At 67.0% G+C, this 21,118-nt stretch carries 17 protein-coding genes; 7 read left to right on the forward strand and 10 right to left on the reverse strand.

All coding sequences use genetic code 11. From position 1 onward, the window contains the following. Positions 1-102: 102 nt before the first annotated feature. The 3 genes from ACIBW7_RS20665 to ACIBW7_RS20675 all read right to left on the reverse strand — a co-directional run bounded on the left by ACIBW7_RS20665 (position 103) and on the right by ACIBW7_RS20675 (position 3,297). The gene (locus tag ACIBW7_RS20665) at positions 103-1,284 is read right to left on the reverse strand and encodes a hydroxylase (protein ID WP_397048528.1); all 1,182 of its coding nucleotides are present in this window, start codon (positions 1,282-1,284) and stop codon (positions 103-105) included. Positions 1,285-1,450: 166 nt separating this feature from the next. Continuing rightward, a complete protein-coding gene (locus tag ACIBW7_RS20670; protein WP_397048530.1) occupies positions 1,451-2,302 on the reverse strand; it encodes an alpha/beta fold hydrolase in 852 nt (283 codons plus the stop codon). Beyond that, complete coding sequence (locus ACIBW7_RS20675; RefSeq protein WP_397048532.1) at positions 2,299-3,297, reverse strand: VOC family protein; 999 nt, start codon at positions 3,295-3,297, stop codon at positions 2,299-2,301. Before ACIBW7_RS20675 ends, ACIBW7_RS20670 begins: the two co-directional genes overlap by 4 nt. A 249-nt stretch (positions 3,298-3,546) precedes the next feature. On the opposite strand from ACIBW7_RS20675, the gene ACIBW7_RS20680 reads away from it, so the two are divergent. Further along, complete coding sequence (locus tag ACIBW7_RS20680; protein WP_397048534.1) at positions 3,547-5,148, forward strand: FAD-dependent oxidoreductase; 1,602 nt, start codon at positions 3,547-3,549, stop codon at positions 5,146-5,148. Positions 5,149-5,406: 258 nt separating this feature from the next. Then, positions 5,407-6,300, forward strand: a complete 894-nt coding sequence (locus ACIBW7_RS20685; protein WP_397048536.1) for an IclR family transcriptional regulator — start codon at positions 5,407-5,409, stop codon at positions 6,298-6,300. 65 nt (positions 6,301-6,365) lie between these two features. Here ACIBW7_RS20685 and ACIBW7_RS20690 read toward each other — a convergent pair whose 3' ends face one another. From ACIBW7_RS20690 to ACIBW7_RS20700, 3 genes are all read right to left on the reverse strand, one after another. Further along, positions 6,366-6,872: a DoxX family protein gene (locus ACIBW7_RS20690; RefSeq protein ID WP_397048538.1), complete on the reverse strand. Its 507-nt coding sequence runs from the start codon at positions 6,870-6,872 to the stop codon at positions 6,366-6,368. 32 nt (positions 6,873-6,904) lie between these two features. Further along, positions 6,905-7,168 carry a hypothetical protein gene (locus tag ACIBW7_RS20695; RefSeq protein WP_397048540.1) on the reverse strand — a complete coding sequence of 88 codons (264 nt, stop codon included), beginning with the start codon at positions 7,166-7,168 and terminating at the stop codon, positions 6,905-6,907. A 146-nt stretch (positions 7,169-7,314) separates the two neighbouring features. Beyond that, entirely contained in the window at positions 7,315-10,758 is a 3,444-nt protein-coding gene (locus ACIBW7_RS20700) for a protein kinase (RefSeq protein ID WP_397048542.1), read from the reverse strand. Positions 10,759-11,060: 302 nt separating this feature from the next. Here ACIBW7_RS20700 and mftA point away from each other — a divergent pair, with 302 nt between their 5' ends. Then, positions 11,061-11,159, forward strand: coding sequence for a mycofactocin precursor MftA (gene mftA, locus ACIBW7_RS20705; RefSeq protein ID WP_397048545.1), 99 nt, complete (start codon positions 11,061-11,063; stop codon positions 11,157-11,159). Here the strand turns inward: mftA and ACIBW7_RS20710 are convergent. The 3 genes from ACIBW7_RS20710 to ACIBW7_RS20720 are packed head-to-tail and all read right to left on the reverse strand — an operon-like array spanning position 11,153 to position 15,166. Then, complete coding sequence (locus tag ACIBW7_RS20710; protein WP_397048547.1) at positions 11,153-12,538, reverse strand: amidohydrolase family protein; 1,386 nt, start codon at positions 12,536-12,538, stop codon at positions 11,153-11,155. The two genes, mftA and ACIBW7_RS20710, sit on opposite strands and share 7 nt — an antisense overlap. Positions 12,539-12,553: 15 nt before the next feature. After that, positions 12,554-14,080, reverse strand: coding sequence for a CoA transferase (locus ACIBW7_RS20715; protein WP_397048549.1), 1,527 nt, complete (start codon positions 14,078-14,080; stop codon positions 12,554-12,556). Between the two features lie 30 nt (positions 14,081-14,110). Beyond that, positions 14,111-15,166 carry an enoyl-CoA hydratase/isomerase family protein gene (locus tag ACIBW7_RS20720; protein ID WP_397048551.1) on the reverse strand — a complete coding sequence of 352 codons (1,056 nt, stop codon included), beginning with the start codon at positions 15,164-15,166 and terminating at the stop codon, positions 14,111-14,113. A 138-nt stretch (positions 15,167-15,304) separates the two neighbouring features. Between ACIBW7_RS20720 and ACIBW7_RS20725 the strand changes: the two genes are divergently transcribed. From ACIBW7_RS20725 to ACIBW7_RS20740, 4 genes are all read left to right on the forward strand, one after another. Continuing rightward, on the forward strand, positions 15,305-16,081 hold the full coding sequence (locus ACIBW7_RS20725; protein ID WP_397048553.1) for an enoyl-CoA hydratase: 777 nt from the start codon (positions 15,305-15,307) through the stop codon (positions 16,079-16,081). A gap of 237 nt (positions 16,082-16,318) precedes the next feature. Next, a complete protein-coding gene (locus ACIBW7_RS20730) occupies positions 16,319-18,010 on the forward strand; it encodes a hypothetical protein (protein ID WP_397048555.1) in 1,692 nt (563 codons plus the stop codon). A 146-nt stretch (positions 18,011-18,156) separates the two neighbouring features. Next, a complete protein-coding gene (locus ACIBW7_RS20735) occupies positions 18,157-19,212 on the forward strand; it encodes a zinc-binding dehydrogenase (protein ID WP_397049059.1) in 1,056 nt (351 codons plus the stop codon). 118 nt (positions 19,213-19,330) lie between these two features. Beyond that, positions 19,331-20,869 (forward strand): carboxylesterase/lipase family protein, encoded by a 1,539-nt coding sequence (locus ACIBW7_RS20740; RefSeq protein ID WP_397048557.1) that lies wholly within the window; start codon positions 19,331-19,333, stop codon positions 20,867-20,869. Here ACIBW7_RS20740 and ACIBW7_RS20745 read toward each other — a convergent pair. After that, positions 20,866-20,994, reverse strand: coding sequence for a hypothetical protein (locus tag ACIBW7_RS20745; protein WP_397048559.1), 129 nt, complete (start codon positions 20,992-20,994; stop codon positions 20,866-20,868). The two genes, ACIBW7_RS20740 and ACIBW7_RS20745, sit on opposite strands and share 4 nt — an antisense overlap. Positions 20,995-21,118 lie beyond the last annotated feature (124 nt).

Raw genomic sequence — 21,118 nt, forward strand, 5'->3', positions numbered from 1 at the left:
CTGCGCCTCGCTGACGCTCGGCTCCGGCACGAGCGAGCGCTCGGCTGTATTGATGGTTCGCTCGCTACGCCCGCTCATATCCGTCCTCCCTATCCGCTCGTGTCAGACCATCACGACCATCGACGGCGGCAGCTCGAGCCCCATCTTGACCAGTGCGTTCGCGTGATAGGCGGTACCGGGAACGTGGACCATGTGCTGCAGTGCCATATGCGCGTCACGCCAGTACCGCTGGATCGGGTTACTCCGCCGACCGGCGTTTCCACCGGAGCGGGCGAAGATCTCGTCCAATGCCGAAACCGCCCGCCAGGCACAGCGGACCTGATTGCGCCGGATATCCAACCGGTCCTCCAGCGTGATCGGCTGCCCGGACTCCAGCTGGTCATACAGCCGACTGACGCCGTTGATCAGCTGAATCCGCGAAGCCTCGATCTCCGAAGCCGCCTCACCCGCGGCGTAGAGCGTGTACGGATCGTCGCGTACCTGGACACCGGTCACCGCGACGCGCTCGCGCTGCTGGTCCAGATGCACACGCAGTCCGCCCTCGCAGATCCCGATGACCGCGGAGGTCAACCCGAGCGGGAACATGGTCGTGAAGGGCAGCTTGTACACCGCGTCGGTAAGGCCGCGCTTTTCTGCCGCCGCACCCTGCATGATCTCGTCCTGGACGATGACGCGATAGTCGGGCAGGAACGCCCCCTCGATCACCACGTCCTTACTGCCGGTACCCGACAGGCCGACCACGTCCCAGGAATCGTCGATGATCTTGTAGTCCGCACGCGGGACGACCACATGCAGCACGGTCGGCGGCCCGGCGGGCTTGCCGGTGCCGTCTCCGAGCAGGGCGCCGAGGAAGACCCACTCGCAGTGGTCGGTGCCAGAGGAGAACGGCCATCGCCCACTGAGCCGGTAACCGCCTTCCACCGGATCGGCGACGCCCATCGGCATATAGGGCGAGGCGATCCAGGTGTCCGGGTTTTCGCCCCAAACCTCTTGCGGCAGACGGGGATCCATCTGCGCCATCTCCCACGGATGAACGCCGACGACGCCGCACACCCAGCCCGCGGCGGGGTCGTTCTGCGCGACCGCCATCACCGCTTCGGCGAAATCACGCGGGTGCGCTTCGTAACCACCGAACTCCTTGGGCTGCAGCAGCCGCATCACCCCTGCCGACCGCAGCAGTTCGGCGGTCTTATCGCTCAGCTTGCCGAGCTTCTCGTTCTCCTCGGCGAGTGCGGCCAGTTCCGGCCCCATCTCTTCGACACGTTGAACTACTTCGTGTGCCACGACGCACACCTCCTACTTACTGGGAAACTACAGGTGCCGCCGCGACGGCCACCGAAAGTGCCGATCTGGCGAGGGGATTGGCTCATTGTCATTCCTTGGTCCATTTGGTCACCACGCACTTTCCGCTCACCGGAAAGACGCATGGTGCGCCGGGTGAAGCGGACTATCAGGCGGATGAGGCAGCCGTTTTGCGGGTGAGGAATTCGATCGCCACGCGCTCGAAATCGGACTTCCGCTCGATCTGCACCCAGTGCCCGCAGCGGGCGAAGGTGTGCAGTTCGACATCGGGCAGCCAGCGGTTCGCGAAGTGCGCCTGGTCGTAGGGCAGCATTCGGTCATCGCGGCCCCACAGCATCAGCGTCGGAGTCGTGATGGTGGCGGCCTTGGTCCACAGCGGCGTATACGTCTGACGCAGCTGTGGATTGAACATCGAACCGAAGATCGCCTTCATCCGGTCGATCACACCCTCGGCAGTGGCATTGCGCATGCGTTCGTCGACCAGTTCGTCCGTGATCAGCGCGGGGTTGAACACCATCGCCTTGATCCAGGCGATCATCCGGTCGCGGGTGGGATCGCCGAGGAATTCGAACAGTCGCTGAAACCCCTCGCTGGGGTCGGCCTGGAAGATGCCGACCGAAAGTCCGCCGGAGCCCATGATGGCCATCCGGCGCACCCGTTCGGGATGCAGCGCGGCCAGTTCCGCCACTACCGCTCCGCCCATGGAGTTGCCGATGAACACCGCGGAATCGATGCCGAGGTGATCCATCAGCCGCGCGATCCGCTTCGCGGCGACCACCGGGTAGATCTGGTCGAGTTCGGGAAGCGCGCTACCGCCGAAGCCCGGCAGATCGGGTGCGATCACCCGGAACTGCTCGCCGAAAACCGGCAGATTGTGCTGAAAGTTCGACCAGGCACTGACACCGGGCCCCGAACCGTGCAACAGGATCAGCGGCTCACCCTCGCCCACCTCGTGGTAGTTGAAGGTGAGCCCATCGACGTCAGCGGTCCGCTGCGTCATTTCAGGCCCGCGGACGGCGAGGTCGTGAGGAATCCGGCGCCCGGGCCGACGTCGAGGACGTCGCCGTACCAGGTCTGGCCGTACATCAGCTCGGGCACCTTCCACTCGAGCGCCTGCCAGTCCGGATCCATGATCAGGTACCCGCCGGAGTAGAGCTCGACGCGGTGGCCGGAGCCGGGATCGTGGATGTAGAGGTACATCGCCTGACCGATGCCGTGCTTGCCCGGACCGTGCCCGAAGTCGATCTCGAGATCACGAATCTCGTCCGCGGCCCGCAGAATGTCGTGGTAGTTCTCGATATTGAAGGCGATGTGGTGGAACCGCGCCTTCGCGTCCTCCGCGTTCACACCGATCGCGATGTCGTGCACCTGCGGTGTCACCGACAGCCAGGACGCCATGATGGTCTCCGGGAACTGCGGAATCATCGCGAATTCGCGGCGCTTGAAGCCCAGTGCTTCGCGCAGCCACTGCTCGGACTGGTTCACCGTACTCGCGCTGGTCTGCACGTTCAGATGATCGAGGCGACGCACGCCGAAACCGCGACGGCGCGAGCTGTTGCTCGGCAGCTTCGAGCGCAATTCCTCCGGTGCGAGCGGCTTTTCGATGTCGTAGTAGAGCTCGAACGGATGCTCACTGCCCGGCACCAGGAAGCGGATCGCGGTGCCGCGGCCGAGTTCGTGCCCGGCGGGCAGTTCGATCGACTCGATCTCCTGCTGCTCGAGCTGCTTGTGGAAGAGCTCGACGTCCTGCGGGCGCTGGACCCGGAAACTGTAGGTGTTCACCGTGGCCTCGTCCTGCTGGGTCAGCACGAGCGAGTGGTGGGTGAGCTCCTGGTAGCCGCGCAGATAGGCCACGCCGTCGGTCTGTGCGACGACCTCCATGCCGAGCAGGTCGCGGAAGAACCCCAGCGAACGCTCCAGGTCCGTCGTGCCGAGATTGATGCCACCGGCATGGGCGATCTGCGGGCCGGGATCGTAGTCGTGGGAAAGAGTCATGCGAGCTCTCCTTGAAATCGATTGACGGCCAGGAACGCTAATTCGTGTGGCACCCGCCACTAGGAGAATTTCCGCCCACCGGAAGCGGCGCACTCACGTCGGCCGGACCGGGCGCTGATTCCGCACAGCGGAAACCGATTCCGGCCAGATAGCCGCAGCCACCACACTCGGGAGGTCTACGCCCCGGGTGACCCAGGTCACTGACAGGCGATGACAGGAGATACGCGGTCTGGAAGCAAGGAGACAGTTATGCCCGCTGACGAGGAAACCTACGACGTCGTGGTCGTCGGGTCCGGAGGAGGGCTGGTCGGCGCCTACGCCGCCGCATCTCGCGGCCTGCGCACGCTCGTCATCGAGAAGACCGATCGCTTCGGCGGCACGACCGCCTATTCCGGTGCGGGACTGTGGTTTCCGGGCAGCACCCCGTTGCGGCGCGCGGGCGTCGAGAACGATGTCGAAACGGTGCGCGGATACCTCCGGGAGATCGTCGACGATCCCTCGCGCGAAGCCCGGCAGGACGCCTACCTGCACACCGGGCCGATACTGATCGACGAACTCGAGCAGAACCCGCAGTTCGGGTCCTTCTTCTACCAGCCCGTACCCGACTACTTCGCGGAGAAGCCGGGCGCGACGGCCGCGGGCAATACCATCTTCCCGGCCGAGATCGAGGCCGCCGAACTCGGTGATCTCGCCCCGCTGATCCGCGACCAGCTGCCCATCGAGATCTGGGGCGGAGAGCCGGCACCCGTGCTCACCGGCGGCCGCGCCCTCATAGCGCGAACGCTGAAGGCGTTCCTGGAGACCGGGAACGGCTTCTACAAGCTCGAGACCGCGCTCGAGAGCCTGATCGTCGAGGGCGACCGAGTGGTCGGCGTGGAGGCGGTCAGCAAGGGCGAGCGGGTCCGGATTCGCGCTACCCGCGGCGTCATCCTCGCCGCCGGCGGATTCGAGCGCAATCGCGAGCTGCGCGAGAAGCACAAGGTCGCCCCGTACCACGGTGACTGGTCCGATGGCGCTCCCGGGAACACCGGCGACGCGCTGCAGGCTGCCGTCGCGATCGGAGCGGCCACCGAGTTGCTGGACCAAGCGTGGTACATCCCCGGTCTCGTGCAACCCGGCGGACGACCGGTCTTCCACACCGGTAGCCGCAGCGGCATCTGGGTCAACAGCGCGGGCGAGCGCTTCATGAACGAACTGCTGCCCTACGACCGGGCCGGGCGCGAGATGCTGCGTCTGCACAAGGAGACCGGCGTCGCGCACACTCCGTGCCACTGGATCTTCGATCAGCGCCATATCGACCGGGACAGCTTCGGTGGCGACCCGGCCGTGCCGCCCCGCCCGGAGTGGTTCGAATCGGGTGCGCTGCGCAAGGCCGACACCATCGAGGAGTTGGCCGATCTCATCGCCGTGCCCGCCGAGAACCTGCGTAAGTCGATCGAGGAGTTCAACTCCTATGCCGACAAGGGGGTCGACGAGAAGTTCCACCGTGGTGAGACCGCCTGGGACCAGATGACCCAGTACGTCGTCGGATTCCCCGCCGGACCCGTGATGAATTACGTGAAGCCACTCGACAACGGCTATCCGAACCCCCTGGTCGCACCGATCGACAAGCCGCCCTACTACACCGCCACCATCGCGCTTGCCGACATCGGCACGAAGGGCGGCCTCAAGACCGATGAGCACGCCCGCGTACTGCGCGCGGACGGCGAGCCGATCGCTGGCCTGTACGCCAGCGGTAACACGATGGCCGCCATGTCCGGCCGGGTGTACCCGGGCGCGGGGACACCGGTCGGCTCCTCCCTGGTCTTCTCGTATCTCGCAGCGCTCGACCTCGCGGGCGCCGCCGTGTGACAGGCGGCTCGATGACCGAGATTGCTTGAGCACGAGCAATATTCAGTAGCCTGAGGCTCGGCCGGGAGCGAACGACTTCCGGCCGATCCCAGGAGCACCCGGCGGCAAGCAACAGCCGGGATACAGATCAGTATCCTCTTTCCCCACAAATTCTCTGTACCGATCTGTACAAATTTCGGCGATTTCCGCCAATCGGGGGTATTCGCATGGTTACACTGGCCGCTGAAGTTCGAGTCTCCGAAGTAAGGAGGCGCTGAAATGACCTCAATGTTGAGGATCAGTGAAGCTGCCGACGCCGCAGAACAGTCTGCGTTATCCCCCTCGCTGGTAGAACGCATGACGTTGATCATGGAATCGTTCGGGGGCGCACAGACGCGCCTCACGCTCGAGGAGGTCAGCGGCCGGACCAACATACCCCGGTCCTCGACCCATCGCATTCTGAAACATCTCGTTCAGCTGCGCTGGCTGGAGCGCGACGGCAGGGAGTACGGCCTCGGATCCCTGGCATTGGGTCTAGGCGGGCGAGAAGACGGCCACAACGCATTGCGCGCCGCGGCGTTCCCACTACTGCACGCGCTGGCGGTGCGCACCGAGATGGTCGTACACCTGGCCGTATTGGACGGCACCGAGGTCTACTACCTGGATAAATTCGGCGGCCGGGCCGCGGTGGAAATTCCGTCGCGGGTCGGTGGCCGCGCCCCCGCCCACTGCACGGCCATCGGCAAAAGCATGCTCGCCTGGTTGTCACCCGAGCGGGTCGACAAACAGTTCAAGGGCGCGATCCAGAAGCGAACCACCCGAAGCATCAGCGATATCGGGATACTGCACCAGGAGTTGAGCCGAATCCGGGCGCGCAACGGCCTCGCCTTCGAGCGCGGCGAATGTTATTCGCATATCGCCTGTGTCGGTGCGGCGGTGCGCGGGCCGGACGGGCCGATCGGCGCGATATCCATCGTCTGTGACGCCCAGGCCGCACTCGAACGACTGGCGCCGCTGGTCGCCAATACCGCGCACGCGATATCGGAGAAACTGTTCGGCGTCACGCCGCAACCGGACCGTCCGCGCCACGTACCGGCCGCACCACGGATCGCCCTGCCCAGCGAAGCGCTCGGCGAGTTGGTCGCCATGGGCGAGCGGGGCGCGTGGTTCTGAGATGACGAACGGCCCCGCACCACCATCGGTGCGGGGCCGTCGAATTCCCTTTATTCTGTCTGCGCTTATTCTGTCGGCGCTTGCGGCCGCCAGCTCACGGCAAGCAAAACCGCCGCGCCGCCGACTCCACCGATCACCGCGATGGCCAGTCCGAGACCACCGGCGAGCGTCGCATCGATGCCGAGCGCACGATCCAGCGACGCCTTGCCCGGCCCGATGGCCGCGATACTGGCGGCCACCACGGCCAGCATCAGCACATATTCGTAGCCGTCCTTGAATACGAAGAAGCCGTTCTTCCGATGCGCGATGACGGCGGCCACCGCCATGCTGCCGACGATGAACGCCGCCGCGGGCGCGGTGAGCAGTCCGGCCGCGAAGGCGATTCCGGCCGCCAACTCCCCCGCACCGCTCAATGTCGCATGGACCCGGGGCGGCCGCAGCCCCATCGAGGCGAACCACCCTGCCGTACCGGCCACACCACCCGGGCCGAACAGGTGATTATAGCCGTGCGCGGCCATGGTCAGGCCGACCACCAGCCGGAGCGCCAGGATCGCGGCATCGATCATTGTCATGCGAAAAGAGACTCCTCATTGTCGAGATCCGGCTACGACGTCCACAGCCGCGCACAGGGCAGCGGAAGCAGCCCCTCGTAAAGCTTCGTATCGATGTCGACGTCGACGCCCAACCCCCGCACGGCAGCCGCGAAACACTCGGCGGCCGCCCGGGCCGCGCGATACTGCAGCGTGGGGTGCCCACGGAAACGTACTCGGATACGGCAATCGTCACAGCGCGGGCGGGACCGCCGCAGCGATATCGGCTGCCCGTCGGGCTGGCGCTCGAACACCGTCGATGTGTCGTATCGGGCCATTGTCATTTCCTCGTCGTGCGACTATCGGCGTGCCTCATCCCGCATGTAGGCGGATGGAGGTGCAGACAAATTCAGTGCACTCAATATAGACTCACCGACCGGGCCCGAATAGGCGAGTGTGACCCACGCCACAAATGCTTCGAGGACTATCGCCGGCTGGTACCGGCGGGCAGTAACTGCGTCAGAAATGACAGCGGCGTCCGGCGCAGCGCCGGATCGGTACCGATGAGCGCGACGACGGCGGGCTCGATGGCAGCCCCGGCATCGGCCGCCAACCGCGGCAGGCCGAGTTCGGCGCACTGCGCCAATACCGGGTCCAGCACAGCGATGGCCTCTTCCAAGCGGTCCGCGGTTGCCAGGCAGCACGCCGATAGCAGTCGCGCCTCCAGTAGCGCCCGCGGGCGGCGCTGGCGCTCGAGGCTGCGCACCAGCCGCTCGGCCGATACGGTGGCGGTCTCAGCGGCCCCGGCCGAGCGGTCCGCCAAGAGCAGCCGTATTGCCGAATCCCACTGGATTTCCGAGGTGAGGATGGTGATCCCGTCGCCTTCGGCGCGGTAGGGCTCGAGACGCTCCAGTGCCGCGGCCTCGTCCGCGGCGATAGGCAGGCCGAGGCGTATGCGCTCGTTGACGATGCGGGCCGCCAACCGGGGCAGCGCGAGGTTGCGGGCCATCTTCGCGCCCTCGGCAAGTCGCTCACGCGCCGCCCCGAGATCGCCCCGCAGCGCCGCGATCCGCGCGCCGATTCCATAAGTCGCCGATACGAATTCGACCGCTCCGCCCTCGGGCCCCGCCTTGACGCTCTCGTCGAGCAGCGCCTCCGCTTCGTCGAGTTCGCCCCGCCAATAACACAGCGCACCGAGCAGTGCGCCCGTCAAATGCGTGATGTAGGAATGGCGGCCGGTTTCCAGTGCCAGCGACCGCGCGGTTTCCATATGGGTCTGCGCCGCCGCGATATCGAGTTGCTCGAAGGCCGCCACACCGGTCAAGCCGTAGCTGTGCAGTAAGCCGGTCGGCCCCTTGACCCGGGCCCGATGCGGCGCAACCCACCGCTGCCACCGGTACACCTCGTCGAAGTCGAACCGATAGAGCGCGGCCGCCGATCCGACACCCGCCGCGATGGTCGCGATGAACGGGCTGACCTCCGACTCGATCCGATGCGCGACGTACTCCGGCAATTCCGCGAATCGGTCGGCGGTGAGTCGGCACGCGGCCCGCGCCAGCGCGGCCTCGAGATGCAGCTCCGCGGTGTCGCCCGCATCCGGCTGATCGGCGCCGAGCACCGCGTCGACCCGATCCAGGGCCGCCTCGGCGGCCACCGGCCGCTGCAGCGATATATTGCCCCAAGCCACGAACAGTTGCAGGCGCGCACTCGATACCGCGACCGCGGTCGGCAGTTTGGCGACCAGCCCGAGCAGTGTGGCCGTCCGGGCACTCTCCAGCAGTTCCGTCGCGCGTTCCTCGATCAGGCGCCGCGCACCCGCCGAATCACGGGCGGCCAGTCCGTGATCCACCGCTTCGTTCAACATCGCGTGGTCGGCGAACCAGTCGGCCGCGATGCGGTGCAGCCGGATGCAGCTGTCGGGATCCTGTTCGGCCAGCCTGCGGCGCAGGAAGTCGCCGAACATGCGGTGATAGCGAAACCACTCGAAGTCGTCACCGGCATTGTCCCGCAAGTCGACGTTGCGCAGGAACAGATCTCGGGCCTTGACCTGCTGCAACAGCCGCGGGGCCGCCGGACCGGACAGCGCTTCGGCCAGTCCGGCGCAGATCTTCTCGGTGATCGAGGTCGCCAGCAGAAAGTCCAGCAGGTCCGGATCGAGAGTGTCGAGCACATTTTCGACGAGGTACTCGCCGATCGCCTCGTGTCGGCCCGACAGTTGATCGATGAACTCGGCAGGGTCACTGCTGTCGCGCAGCGACAGTGAAGCGAGTTGCAGTGCCGCGATCCAGCCCTCGGTCGAGTCGAGCAGTTCGGCGACCTGCGATCGGCCCAGCGTCAGGCGATTGACGTCGAGCAGGAACGCCGTCGATTCGGCATCATCGAATCGCAAGTCGTCGGAATCTATTTCGACCAGTTCGTCGCCGACGCGCATCCGGCTGAGCGGCAATCCCGCACGCGTTCGGCCGGTGACGATCACCCGCAGGTGATGACATCCGTTGTCCAGCAGGAATTCCATGGCGGCGCGGGTACCGGCATCGGTGACGAGGTGCCAGTCATCGATGACGACGGCGAGCGGCGAACCGCTGTCGTGTACTTCATCGATGAGCGATGCCAGCACGTAGCGAGTGGCATCGTTGGAGCGCTCCTCCAGCATCGTCACGAGCCCGCCGGCCAGATCCTGGCGAGCCCGGCGAATCGCCTCGACCAGGTGGGCGAGGAACCAGACGACATTGTTGTCGTCGTGGTCGATGGTCAACCACGCCACCGACATCCCCTGTGCGGTAAGCACATCGCGCCACTGCGCGGCCAGTGTGCTCTTGCCGAACCCCGGCGGCGCGTGGATGAGTAGCAGTCGGCGATTGCCGCCCTCCTGCAGTTTGCGCAGCAGACGCGGCCGGTCGACCAGGGGGCGAGCCGAGGTCGGCGGACGATATTTGGTCGACGCGACCGGTGGTGGCACGGTGGTCCGCGCACCGGTCCCGCGCTGTGCGGGCACCATTATCGGCCCGGACCGCGGTTCGTGCGCGTCTGCGGGCACCGCCATGGCGTCCACGTCGAGCCCGCAATTCCGTTGGACATCGCGCAGCAGATATCCGAATTCGACTGCCGTACGCGGTCTTCGGTCCGGATCGGTGGCCATCGCGGCTTCGATCGCGGCGCGGAGTCCGGCGGGGACGTCGACTTCACCCAGGTCGGGGCCGGGTGTCGAGGTGACTCGAACGAAATGCGCGAGCACGGCCTCACCGGTCTGGCGTTCGACGGCCGCGTGCCCGGTCAGCAGGCAGAACATGGTGGCGCCGAGGCCGTAAACGTCCGAAACCGCGGTCGGCGGCGCACCCCGCAGCACCTCGGGCGCGATGAATGCCGGTGTGCCGGTGATGCGTCCGGCGGAGGTCTCGAATCCCCCGCCGATATGCGCGATGCCGAAGTCGGCCAGCTGCGGCTCCCCGTAATCGGTCACCAGGATGTTCGCCGGCTTCACATCCCGGTGCAGTGTGCCCGTCGTATGCGCCGCTGCGAGCGCCCCGGCGATCTTCACCCCGATCGACAGCAACTCCTGCCACGGAAGCGGCCCCGTAGAGCGCAATCGCGCATCCAGCGACCCGCGCGAATGGAAGGGCATGACGATGAACGGACGACCGTCGGCGGTGACATCGGCCTGATGCACCGCAACGATATTGGGGTGACCCGAGAGTCGGCCGAGCGCGTGCTGCTCCCGGACGAAGCGCTCGCGTTCGGCGCCGCTGATCTCCGAGGTCAGCACCTTGACCGCGACGGTGCGATCGAGCGAGGGCTCCAAGCACCGATAGACGACCCCGAAACCCCCGCGGCCGATCTCCTCGGCATCCTCGAATCCGGCGGCGGCCAGTTCCGCGGCGATCCCGAACCGGATATCGCGCTGGGTGCGTTCGTTCTCGTAGTCGGGCATGGCGAATCGGCTAATCGACCGGCGTCGATCCGCGCGAACCCCCGAAGCCGCAATGTCCGAACATACGATCACCTCTCGAGGCAAAACCACCGACCCCGACCTGCCGATCATAGTCGGGAAAGCCGAGCTCCGGCGGGTTGCCGAGGCAGTGCCGGGATTCCGGAAAGCTGTTGCGGACGCGATGACCGGGCGTACTCGAGATCGTTCCGCTCACCGGGATCGAACAGACATCTCTACCGGCCGCTCGCTATCGTCAGACATTCGTCATCAACTGACGAAATTGATCGGCGGAGGAGTACCCGATGAGCCAGGAACAGACCACCGCGCACGAGTCCGACCTGGTAATCGATGAGGTGCTTGTGGAAGAGGTCTCGATCGACGGTATGTGCGGCGTCTACTGACCCGAATACACCAGGTCACCGGCCACGATGGTCGCCGCGACGATCTCGGCATCGAGGTGCTGGGCGGCCTCGTCCGGCGATACCGACAGCAGTGTCAGGTCGGCGACCGTGCCCGGTGTGATCCGGCGCGGCATCGACGGGCTGTCGGGTGCGCCGAAGAACAGTGACAGCGCTTTCGGGACCGACACCGCTTCCGCGGCATGGAATTCCGGCGGCCGATGTACCGCGGCACGCACTACCGACCACGGATCCGGTGCACCGAATGGTGCATCGGACCCGGCTGCGACGCCAACCCCGGCATCGAGGAGTGAACGCAGCCGCCACAGATCGGGCAGATCCTCCGCGGGCACCTCATCGCGGTACTGCTCGGCTCGTTCGACCACGAAATGCGGTTGGGTGACGACCGAAACCCGCTGTCCGCGCAGCCAATCCAGCGATTCGCGTGGGATCACCGCACCGTGTTCGATCCGATCCCCCGCCCGCACACCGGCCAGGTCCAGCGCGGCCATGGTCAAGATGAACTGCACCCGCGTGACGCAGTGCACCGCGACGGCCCGGCCTGCCGCATGAATCGCGCGCAGCCGGTCGGCGAATTCGTCGAAGGGGGGTAGGTCGAAATCGTCGAGCACGATCTTGGTGGGACCCAACGTGAATCGGGTGCCACCGGGCTCCCACACTGCGGGAGGAGCCATGCAGTGCACCCGCTGGACGATCCGTCCGGTTTCGACCGTCTCGGCCAGTTGGTCGATATCGGTCTGTGCGAGTCCCGGGGTCGCGTCGGTGAATCCGGTGATGCCCATTGTCGCCGCGGCGGCGCTCACAGCGGCCAGATCTGTTGTCCGCGAGTCGATTCGCTCCCCCAGCCAGGAGTCGAGTCGGCGCAGCCGCCCGGTCGGCCGCCCGGTCTCGTCGCGTTCCACACCCGGCGTGTCATTGCTGTCCAGGCCGACCAGCTCGCATGCCATCGAGTTGAGCTGCCACAGCACCCCCGTGCGGTGCTGTACGCGGACGGGACGGTGCGGGAGCATCCGGTCCAGCACCGCGCGATCGAGGGGTCCGGCTACCGACTCGTGGTATCCGGTGCCGCGAATCCACTTGCCAGGAAGCAGCTTTCGATCCGCCTCCCGCAGTCGCGCCGCCAACTCGGTTGCGGTGCGCACCTGCGGCGGGCCCAGTGGAACAGATTCGTAGGTCGCCGCGAGTGAACGCAGGTGGATGTGGTGGTCGTGCAGCCCAGGCAGCAACCAGCCACCGCCCGCGTAGATCTCGTCCTCACCCGGCAGTCGAACCAGCCCGGTCGCGCATTCGGTGATGACACCGCCGTGGGCGCGCACGTCCATCCGGCCCGAACCGAATACCTCGGCGTCACGAATCAACATGGTGCACAACCCGTTTCATGCTCTGCCGCCGAGTTGCGGCACCCGCGGGCGCAGCACCCGTTGCGAACGACCGTAGTGCGGGCATTCGACAACCCAATCCGCACCATCGGCACGCACTCGATGCGGTCCATGAGTGAGCGCGGGGGCGGCGGCAAACGCGGCGGCGGCGGCCCGCATGGACAGGTCGATCAGCTGTCCCCCGCCACCCAGGACGGCGCAGCACACCGCAAGGGCGGCACAGATTCCGGTGAGCGGATCGGCGATGGCGTCACCGCAGAACACCGGCTCGCCCGCGTCCCAGCCGACCAGGCCGCCCGCCACCGCCGCATCGTCGCCGAATGCCACGCGCATCGGCTCGGCGCGACCATATCCGGTCAGGCTCAGCCAGACCTGTCCGTCACGATGCACGCGTTCCCCGGGAGCCAGCCCCAGTTGGGCCAGCGCCCGCGGCCGGGATGCCTCGATCACCACGTCCGCGGTGGACACCAACTCGCGCAACGTTTCCTGCCCTGCGGGCGTATGGAAGTCGACGGTGATCTGTTCGTGCCCGCCGTGGAGCCAGTCGAAGAAGCGCGGATCACCGCGGCGTGCGCCATCCGGTCGTCGCGTGCTCTCCACCTTGACCACCCGCGCCCCTGCGCGCCCGAGCAGGTGGGCACACAGCGGTCCCGCCCACATCGAGGACAGGTCGACGACCACCGCCCCGTCCAGCCGTGCTCCGACGACCGGTTCGGCGATCCGACTTGTCTGCCACGGGCATTGGGGATCCGGTGTCGCGGACTCTGCCGCTGATGGTCTGGCCACAGGGCGTGCTGCATTGTTGGGCAACTCAGTGGCAGGGTGCGCCGCGGGAGGCAGCGACGTGGAAGAGTCCGCAGCAGCAGGCACCGCAGCGGCAGGGGGCTCGTCGACATGCAGCGCAGCGGCGGGAGGCGCGGCTGCGGGCGCGGCGGCAGGGGGCGCGGCAGCGGACAGCGCGTCATCGGGGCGCGGGTCGGCAGGCAGCGCGGCGGCAGCGTACGCGGCGGACGGTAGCGCGGCGGCGGGTACGCCGAGTAGCTGTGCTCGGTCGGCAAAGTCGGTCGCGGTCCAATCACGGGCGGCCGCGGTGAGCGTCTCCCACGGATCGTCGGCCACCGAATCCATCCCCAGGATCGCGGGTACCGAGTCGATATCGTCTTGGCGGCTCAAGGTGATCGCGCACCAGCCGTCCGAGGTGCGCAGCAATCGACCGGCTCCACCCGCTGTCTGCCGACCGCCGCGTCGTAGGTTCAGCAATCCGGCTCGACCGGCCAGTAGCAGCCCCGGATCAGCACGGACCTCGGAGCCGATCTGCACGGTGATTTGCGCTAGCGCCTCGATGGTCTCCAGAAGCAGTCCGTATGCCGCGGCGGGCGAGACGGTGGGAGCGCCGTCGGGGCGTCCGGTCAGATCCATGGCGCCGGACGCTGCCCAGGCGAGCGCGGCGCACTCCGGCGGCGTTTCGACCGGGCGCGGCAGGACATCGGGCGGGCACAGTGACCGCACCCAATCCCGCAGCACCGCTGCCGTAGCCGAGGTATTCGTGTGCGATCAGCTCCTCGTCTGTTCCACCGCGTCGACCATGCCCCACTCGAGTGCGGCTGCCGCGGTCAATCGCTGTTCGGTCAGCATCAGCCAGGCGGCGCGCCAGCGGCCGATCCGCCGCGGCACGCTGACGGTACCGCCCGCTCCGGGTACCAGGCCCATCCGCAGTTCCGGGAATGCGAAGTAGGTATCGGGGGCGGCGATCACCGTGCCCGCGAATGCGGCCACCTCCGCGCCCGCACCGATGCATGCTCCGTGGGCGCGGACCGTCACCCGCTCCCGGATCCGGTCGATGATCCGCCATGGCGCCCGGTCCAGCCGGACCAGATACGCGGCCACCAGATCCGTCGCCGTACCGAATTCGTCCAGATCGCCGCCACTGCTGAAAACCGGTCCCGCCCCGTTGATTTCGACGGTGGTGAGCGTGGAATCGAGGTCGGCCAGGCGCACCGCCTCCAGCAGTTCCTCACGCAGCCGCATGCTGAGTGCGTTGCGTCGCTGCGGGTGATTCAGCGTGATCGTCAGGCGATCGTCGTCGCGGTGTGTCCGAACCAATGCACGCTCCGGCGGTGCGACCGGGCGCGGTGCGCCACGCTCGGCCAGCCAACGCTCGAATTCGGTGCCGGCGAGGAGCATCGAGTACACCGCCGCCTCCGCCGCCAGCGCAGGCACGGTCGGCAACTGCACCGTCTGGCGCAGCAACTGTCCACACGCCACGGCCGCGCGGGGCGAATGCTGAACCGCCGCCCCCAACAGATCGAGCGCGGCATCGATATCGTCCACCACGACGGCCTGCGGCAACGAGGTCGCCGCGGCGTCCGTGGTGAGGGTGAGCGTTGCCGCCGCCAGCAGTGGCGTCAGGCCGGGTGTCGTCGGTCCACGCAGCACCCCGATGACGAGCGGTAGCGCCTGATTCATCCGCTCGGCGGTCCGGGCGATTCGGTCCGGTGTTTCGGTGCCGAATGCGTCCAGCGGGACCACCACCATGGGGGTAGCGGGAGTTCCGTCCGCGGTGAGCTCCACCGCGAACTCGTCGAACAAATCGATCCCCGAATCCGGCATAACTAAAAACTAGCCGCGTCGACGAGAGGGACCAACCGCATCGACGCTCCAGTCGTTCATGGTCGGAACCGACCGGAAAGAGTATACCTAATCTGGTTAGAGTAGCTCACGTCCGATTCTCGACCCGGAAGGCCGACAATGACCGATCAGCCCGATGTCCTCGTGGAACGCACCGACACGATCGTGCGGCTGACCCTCAACCGCCCCGACCGGCTCAACGCCCTGACGGCCGACATGATGAACGAGGCCGCGACGGCGGTCGAGAAATTCGGCGACGACCCGACCGTCCGGTTGTTCGTCGTGACCGGCAACGGTCGGGCATTCAGCTCGGGAGCGGATCTTTCCAACTCGGCCGGCAATGGTCCACAGGTCGCGACACTCGACGCGGCGAACCGGTTGATCCGTGCCCTGCGCGCCGCACCCCAACCGGTGCTCGCGGCGATCAACGGTCCCGCGGTCGGCGTCGGATGTTCACTGGCACTGGCCGCGGACATCACCGTCGCCCGCGAATCCACCTACCTCCTGCTCGCCTTCGCCAATGTCGGGCTGATGCCCGATGGCGGTGCCACCGCCATGGTCCCGACGCTGATCGGATATGCCCGCGCCGCCCACATGGCCATGCTGGCCGAGCGCATTCCCGCACCGCTGGCCGCCGAATGGGGTCTGATCGGGCAGGTAGTGCCCGATGCCGAATACGATGCCGAAATCGCAAGGCTGGCAACCAAGCTCGCCAACGGGCCGACGGCGGCATACACCCGCACCAAACGCGCATTCAACGCGATGGCCCTCGCCCAACTCGACCAGGCGCTCGACCTGGAACGCGAAGGTCAGTCCGCCCTCTTCGAGACCGCTGATGTCGCCGAGGGCATCGCGGCGTTCAAAGCCAAGCGCACGCCAGGTTTCATCGGCCGCTGAGCGAGTTCGTCAGATACCACAAAAATCAGCGGAACCTGTTTCAGAGGCTTCACAAAAGCCCTGCTCAGCGTGGATGGTGCGGCGCGACTGCGTGATTGACACCGAGGAGGACGACTCGTAGCTTCGTCGGACCGGAACGAGATCCGGCCCGACGAAGGGAACTCAGCGTTGATACGTCGTGCGTGGTCAGATCTCTGTTCGGCGAAGCAATTATGTTGGCGCGCATCAACTTCGGCGATGGCAGGTGTCGCGGCAGCAGCCGTGCTGGTGCCCGCGCACGCGGAGCCGATCGACGCCGGGCGAACGGAAGTGCCGGTGATCTCGACATCGGCGATCTCTTCGGTCAGCGAATCCGTTGTGACCGTGACGATTCCGCTACCGGAGTCGGCTGGACCGCATCCGGGCGCGTGCGACCAACTATCTTATCTGCGCTACCGCGACGTAGACGGTCCGCGTCACTCGGCCGATGCGGACGCCGTCCTGGTCGCCCAGCCCGGCATCTTCGAAGGCGCGGGAGCCTTCGACAGCGTTGCCCGTAACACCGTCGCCGCGGCCGCGAAAGTCGGTCGGCACGTGGAATTCTGGGCGCTGGATCGCCGTTCCAACTGCCTCGAGGACCACACCGGAATCCACGCCGCTCTCGCCGACGGAGACGTCCATCGCGCTGTCGACTACTACTACCGGCGCGCCGAGATCGACGGTCACCGGTTCGACGGCTATCTGCTCGACGACCGTTCGGCCTGGCTCGGCCACCTCGGCATCGCACAAACCGTGCAGGACGAATTCGACCTGCTCACCGCCGAACTGCCGGATCCCACGGTGCGCAAACAGAAGGTGCTGTGCGGCGGCCACTCGCTCGGCGGCATCGTCACCGGTGTCTTCGCCGAATGGGATTTCGACGGCGCCGCCGGTGGTGATCAATGCGCGGGCTATTTCGCACTGGACTCCGCGATCGACACCTCACTCTCGGCGCTCAACGGCATCCCGGACATGGTCGATCTGTCCATCGGCGGCCGCGCCTACGATGCCGTGACGGCCGGGCTCGACAGCGGCGCCCTCCCGCGAGTGCTGGCGCCACCGGCGGTCATCAACCCGGAGACGATGAACCTGCTCGGCATCGCGGGGCTGGCGGCATATCTGGCGCCGGACACCGAATCCGATCTGGCCCACGACATTCCGAACAGCCTCAACCAGGACGCCACCTATCGGGTGCTGATGTCACGCGATGCCGCGACCGCAGCAACCGGCTCGCCATCGGTCCGCGACTTCCGCGTCACCAACGCCGCCGTGCTCGGCGCCTTCCTCGACGCCAACTCCCAGCCACTCGCACTGCTGCAAACCGGGTTCGGATTCTTCGACGGTGGACCGGTGGCCGAGAAGAACTTCCCGGTTCCCGGCGACATCGCGGCGATACCCGCGCTGCACGGACCGACCGGCACCATGCTCGGTCCCGATCGCAAGGCGATCCCGGCAGCCCCCAACGGACCGCTCTACACCTGGCGCGACTACCACCGACTCGCCGATGTCGCCGTTCCGGCCGACAGCCATGGGGTCCCGTTCACCGATTCCGGACAGGAGGTCACCGACCTGCGGGACCTATCGCGCAGTCTGGCGGCACAGCCCCTGGATTTCACCGAGTGGTACTTCCCCACGAAACTGGCCAGCGATACCTACCAGCTGCACGCCCCCGACGTCGCTCGGCACACCACGCACGCCGGCGCCATCGACGCCCATCCCACCATCAACCTGATCGGCGGCTCCGGAATCGCCCTCGCCAGCGGACATCCCGGCCGCGGCAGCACCGTGGTCGCCCCCGGCTACCACCACCTCGACGTACTCACCGCCGCCATGAACCAGAACAACCGGCAACCCGAAATCGTCTCCACCACACTCGCCCAGTTCGCTCTCGCTACCACCGGTCCCCATTGATCGGAGGTGTACCCAGGTACACCATCGTTTCGGGACCGCACTCCCTGGGCTCGCCCCTCCGGCGAGGGCATCGTTGATGCCAACGAAGTCGTCGGCCTCGCACCGAGCCGACGGTGAATCCAGAGAGGACAGCGAGCATGGCAACGATGAAGTCGGTTCAGACCAGCACACCCGGCGCGATCACAGTGGTCGAGGAGCAGCGCCCGACGCCAGGCCCGGCCGATGTGCTGGTACGGATCCGGGCGTGTGGAATCTGTGGCACCGACGCGACCTTCGTGCACATGGGCGGTATGCCGAAGGTGCTCGGGCCGCAGGTCAAGGCCGAGGCCCTGACGCCGGACCAGATGCGCCCGGTGGTGCTCGGCCACGAACCGGCAGGCGAGATCGTCGAGGTCGGCGCCGATGTCACCGGACTGCAGGTCGGTGATCACGTGGTGGTCAATCCGCAGGCCGCCCCGTCGGGCATCATCGGTTGCGGCGGACCGCTGGGCGGTATGAGCGAATATCTGCTCATCGAGAATGCCGAGGTCGGCTCCAGCGTCGCCATCGTGCCGGATTCCGTGCCCTTCGCCGTGGCCGCGCTCAACGAGCCGATGGCCGTATCGCGGCATGCGGTGAACCGCTCCGAGGCGAAGCCGGGTGATAAGGCGATCGTCTTCGGTGCGGGTCCGATCGGGCTCGGCGCGGTGATCTGGCTGAAGCTGCGCGGCGTCGAGCACGTTGTCGTCGCCGATGTGATCGCCTCCCGGCTCGACACCGCGCTCGCGGTGGGCGCGGACGCGGTCATCAACTCCGCCACCGAGGATGTCGCCGCCCGTCTCGGTGAACTGCACGGTTACGGGAGCAACGCCCTGGGCGCACCGCGCCCCGACACCGATATCTACATTGATGCCGCCGGCGTCGCCGCCGTCGTCAACACCGCGCTCGCCACCGGCAAGTGGGGCGCCAAACTGGTCACTGTCGCCGTGCACAAGAGGCCCGAGCCGATCGACCTGGGCGCCATCCTGCGCAACGAGATGACCATCATCGGTTCTCAGGGCTACCCTTCCGAGATCTTCGAGGTCACCCCCGAGATCGCCGAGCACGCCGACCGCTTCGCCCGGCTCATCAGTCACCAGGTCCCTTTCGCCGATGTGCAGAAGGCGTTCGAATTGGCCCTCACCCCGGGCGCGGCGGAAAAAGTGGTCGTCACCTACGAATGAGCCGCAGCCGGCTTCCGCTCGCCGGGATCGGCGCTGGCGGGCCGGGGCCACCTGAAATAGCATTCTCTGAAATAAGAGAATCATTCTCCTACCTGGCACGACCCGACAAGGACTGTGAATGACCGAAGTTACGGCGCGGCCGTCCGAACATGCCGAGCCCACGGTGCGCACCGCCACAGGTGCGGTCCGTGGGAGACGGGAGAACGGCTTGGTCGTATTCCGCGGGATTCCGTTCGCGCAGCCACCGATCGGTGCCGCGCGCTTCGCGGCACCGCAGCCGCTCGCCGAGTGGGACGGCATGCGGGATGCCTTCGAGTTCGGACCACCGCCGCCGCAGGAGACCTCGTTCGGCAACCGCTCCAGCAGTGTCGTCCTGCCGAAGGGCGACGACTGGCTCACCGTGAACGTCTGGACACCCGATCCCGACCCGGCTGCCCGTCGGGCGGTGCTGGTGTGGATCCACGGCGGCGCCTACAAACTGGGTTTCTCCGGCAGTCCCGGCTACGACGCGCAACATATCGCGCGCGACGGCGACCTCGTGGTCGTCACGCTCAACTACCGGCTCGGTATCGAGGGTTTCGCACACATCGACGGCGCACCGGCCAACCGCGGTCTACTCGACCAGGTCGCCGCCCTCGAGTGGGTACGCGAGAACATCACCGCGTTCGGCGGGGATCCCGATCAGGTCACTGTTTGCGGGGAATCTGCGGGCGCCGGATCTATCGCGGCGCTACTGGCCATGCCGAGCGCGGCCGGGCTGTTCCGGCGCGCGATCTTGCAGAGCATGCCGGGCACGTTCTTCTCCGACGAGCTCGCCACTGATATCGGGACCGCCATCGCCGCACAAATCGATCTGCGGCCGACGGTGGCGGACCTGTCAGGTGTGGATCCATGGCAGTTGACCGACGCGGGAGCCAAGGTCGGCGCATCGATGCGGCAGTACGAGCGATGGGGCGCGGTGGCCGACACCCTTACCGCGTTCTCGCCCGTGGTCGACGGTGGCGTACTGCCGAGGGCGCCGTGGCAAGCGCTCGCGGATGGCTCCGCCCGCGACGTCACGGTGGTCGTCGGGCACAACCGGGACGAATTCCGGCTGTTCCTCGCCCTCGGCGGACAACTCGGCACGATCGCTGACGCACAGGCGGCGCACGCGCTGCAGGTGTTCGGCCCGGGCTCCGACGGTGCGCACGCATATCGCACGGCATTTCCGTCCGCCGGACCGGAAGAGCTGTTCGAACTGGTTCAGACGGACTGGCTGTTCCGGATGCCCGCACTACACCTGGCCGAGGCCCAGGCAGCAGGCGGTGGCCGCGTGCATCTGTACGAGCTGACCTGGCCCGCACCCGGTAACGGCGGCGTCCTCGGCGCCTGCCACGGCCTCGACGGACCACTGTTGTTCGCCGCCTTCGGCGCCCAGCTCGGCCCGCTGCTCCTCGGCCCAGAACCGTCGGCCGAGGCCCGGGAACTGTCGGCTCATATGCGTGCGCGCTGGAGCGGCTTCGTCAGGACCGGCGAACCGGGCTGGGCCGCTTACGATCCGGAGCAGCGCCTGACTCATATCCTGGATGCGAAACCTAAGGTCGTCGCCTACCCCGAGGAAACCTCTCGCGGTCTGTGGCGCGACCACGTCTTCTCGGCGCTGCCACTGCTTGGTTAGTGCGGTGCTCGCGGCGGGGCCGCACCGAGGATGGCCGGGCAGATCAACCGGCCGGTCGCGATGGCCGGCCGGGCGGCCGCGCTGCCGATATTGCCGCTATCGATGATTCCGAAAGTCTTCGTCATGTGGGCTCTTTCGCCGGCATCCGCAGCGCAGCCGGCCCGGCGATCGGACCAGCTGCGCCACGGCACCAGCGGGGCGATCACCGGAGCACAGCCGGTGAACGCACCACGGGAGCAACTGTGTGCG

Source organism: Nocardia sp. NPDC049526 (genome assembly GCF_044465765.1).
GTDB lineage: Bacteria > Actinomycetota > Actinomycetes > Mycobacteriales > Mycobacteriaceae > Nocardia.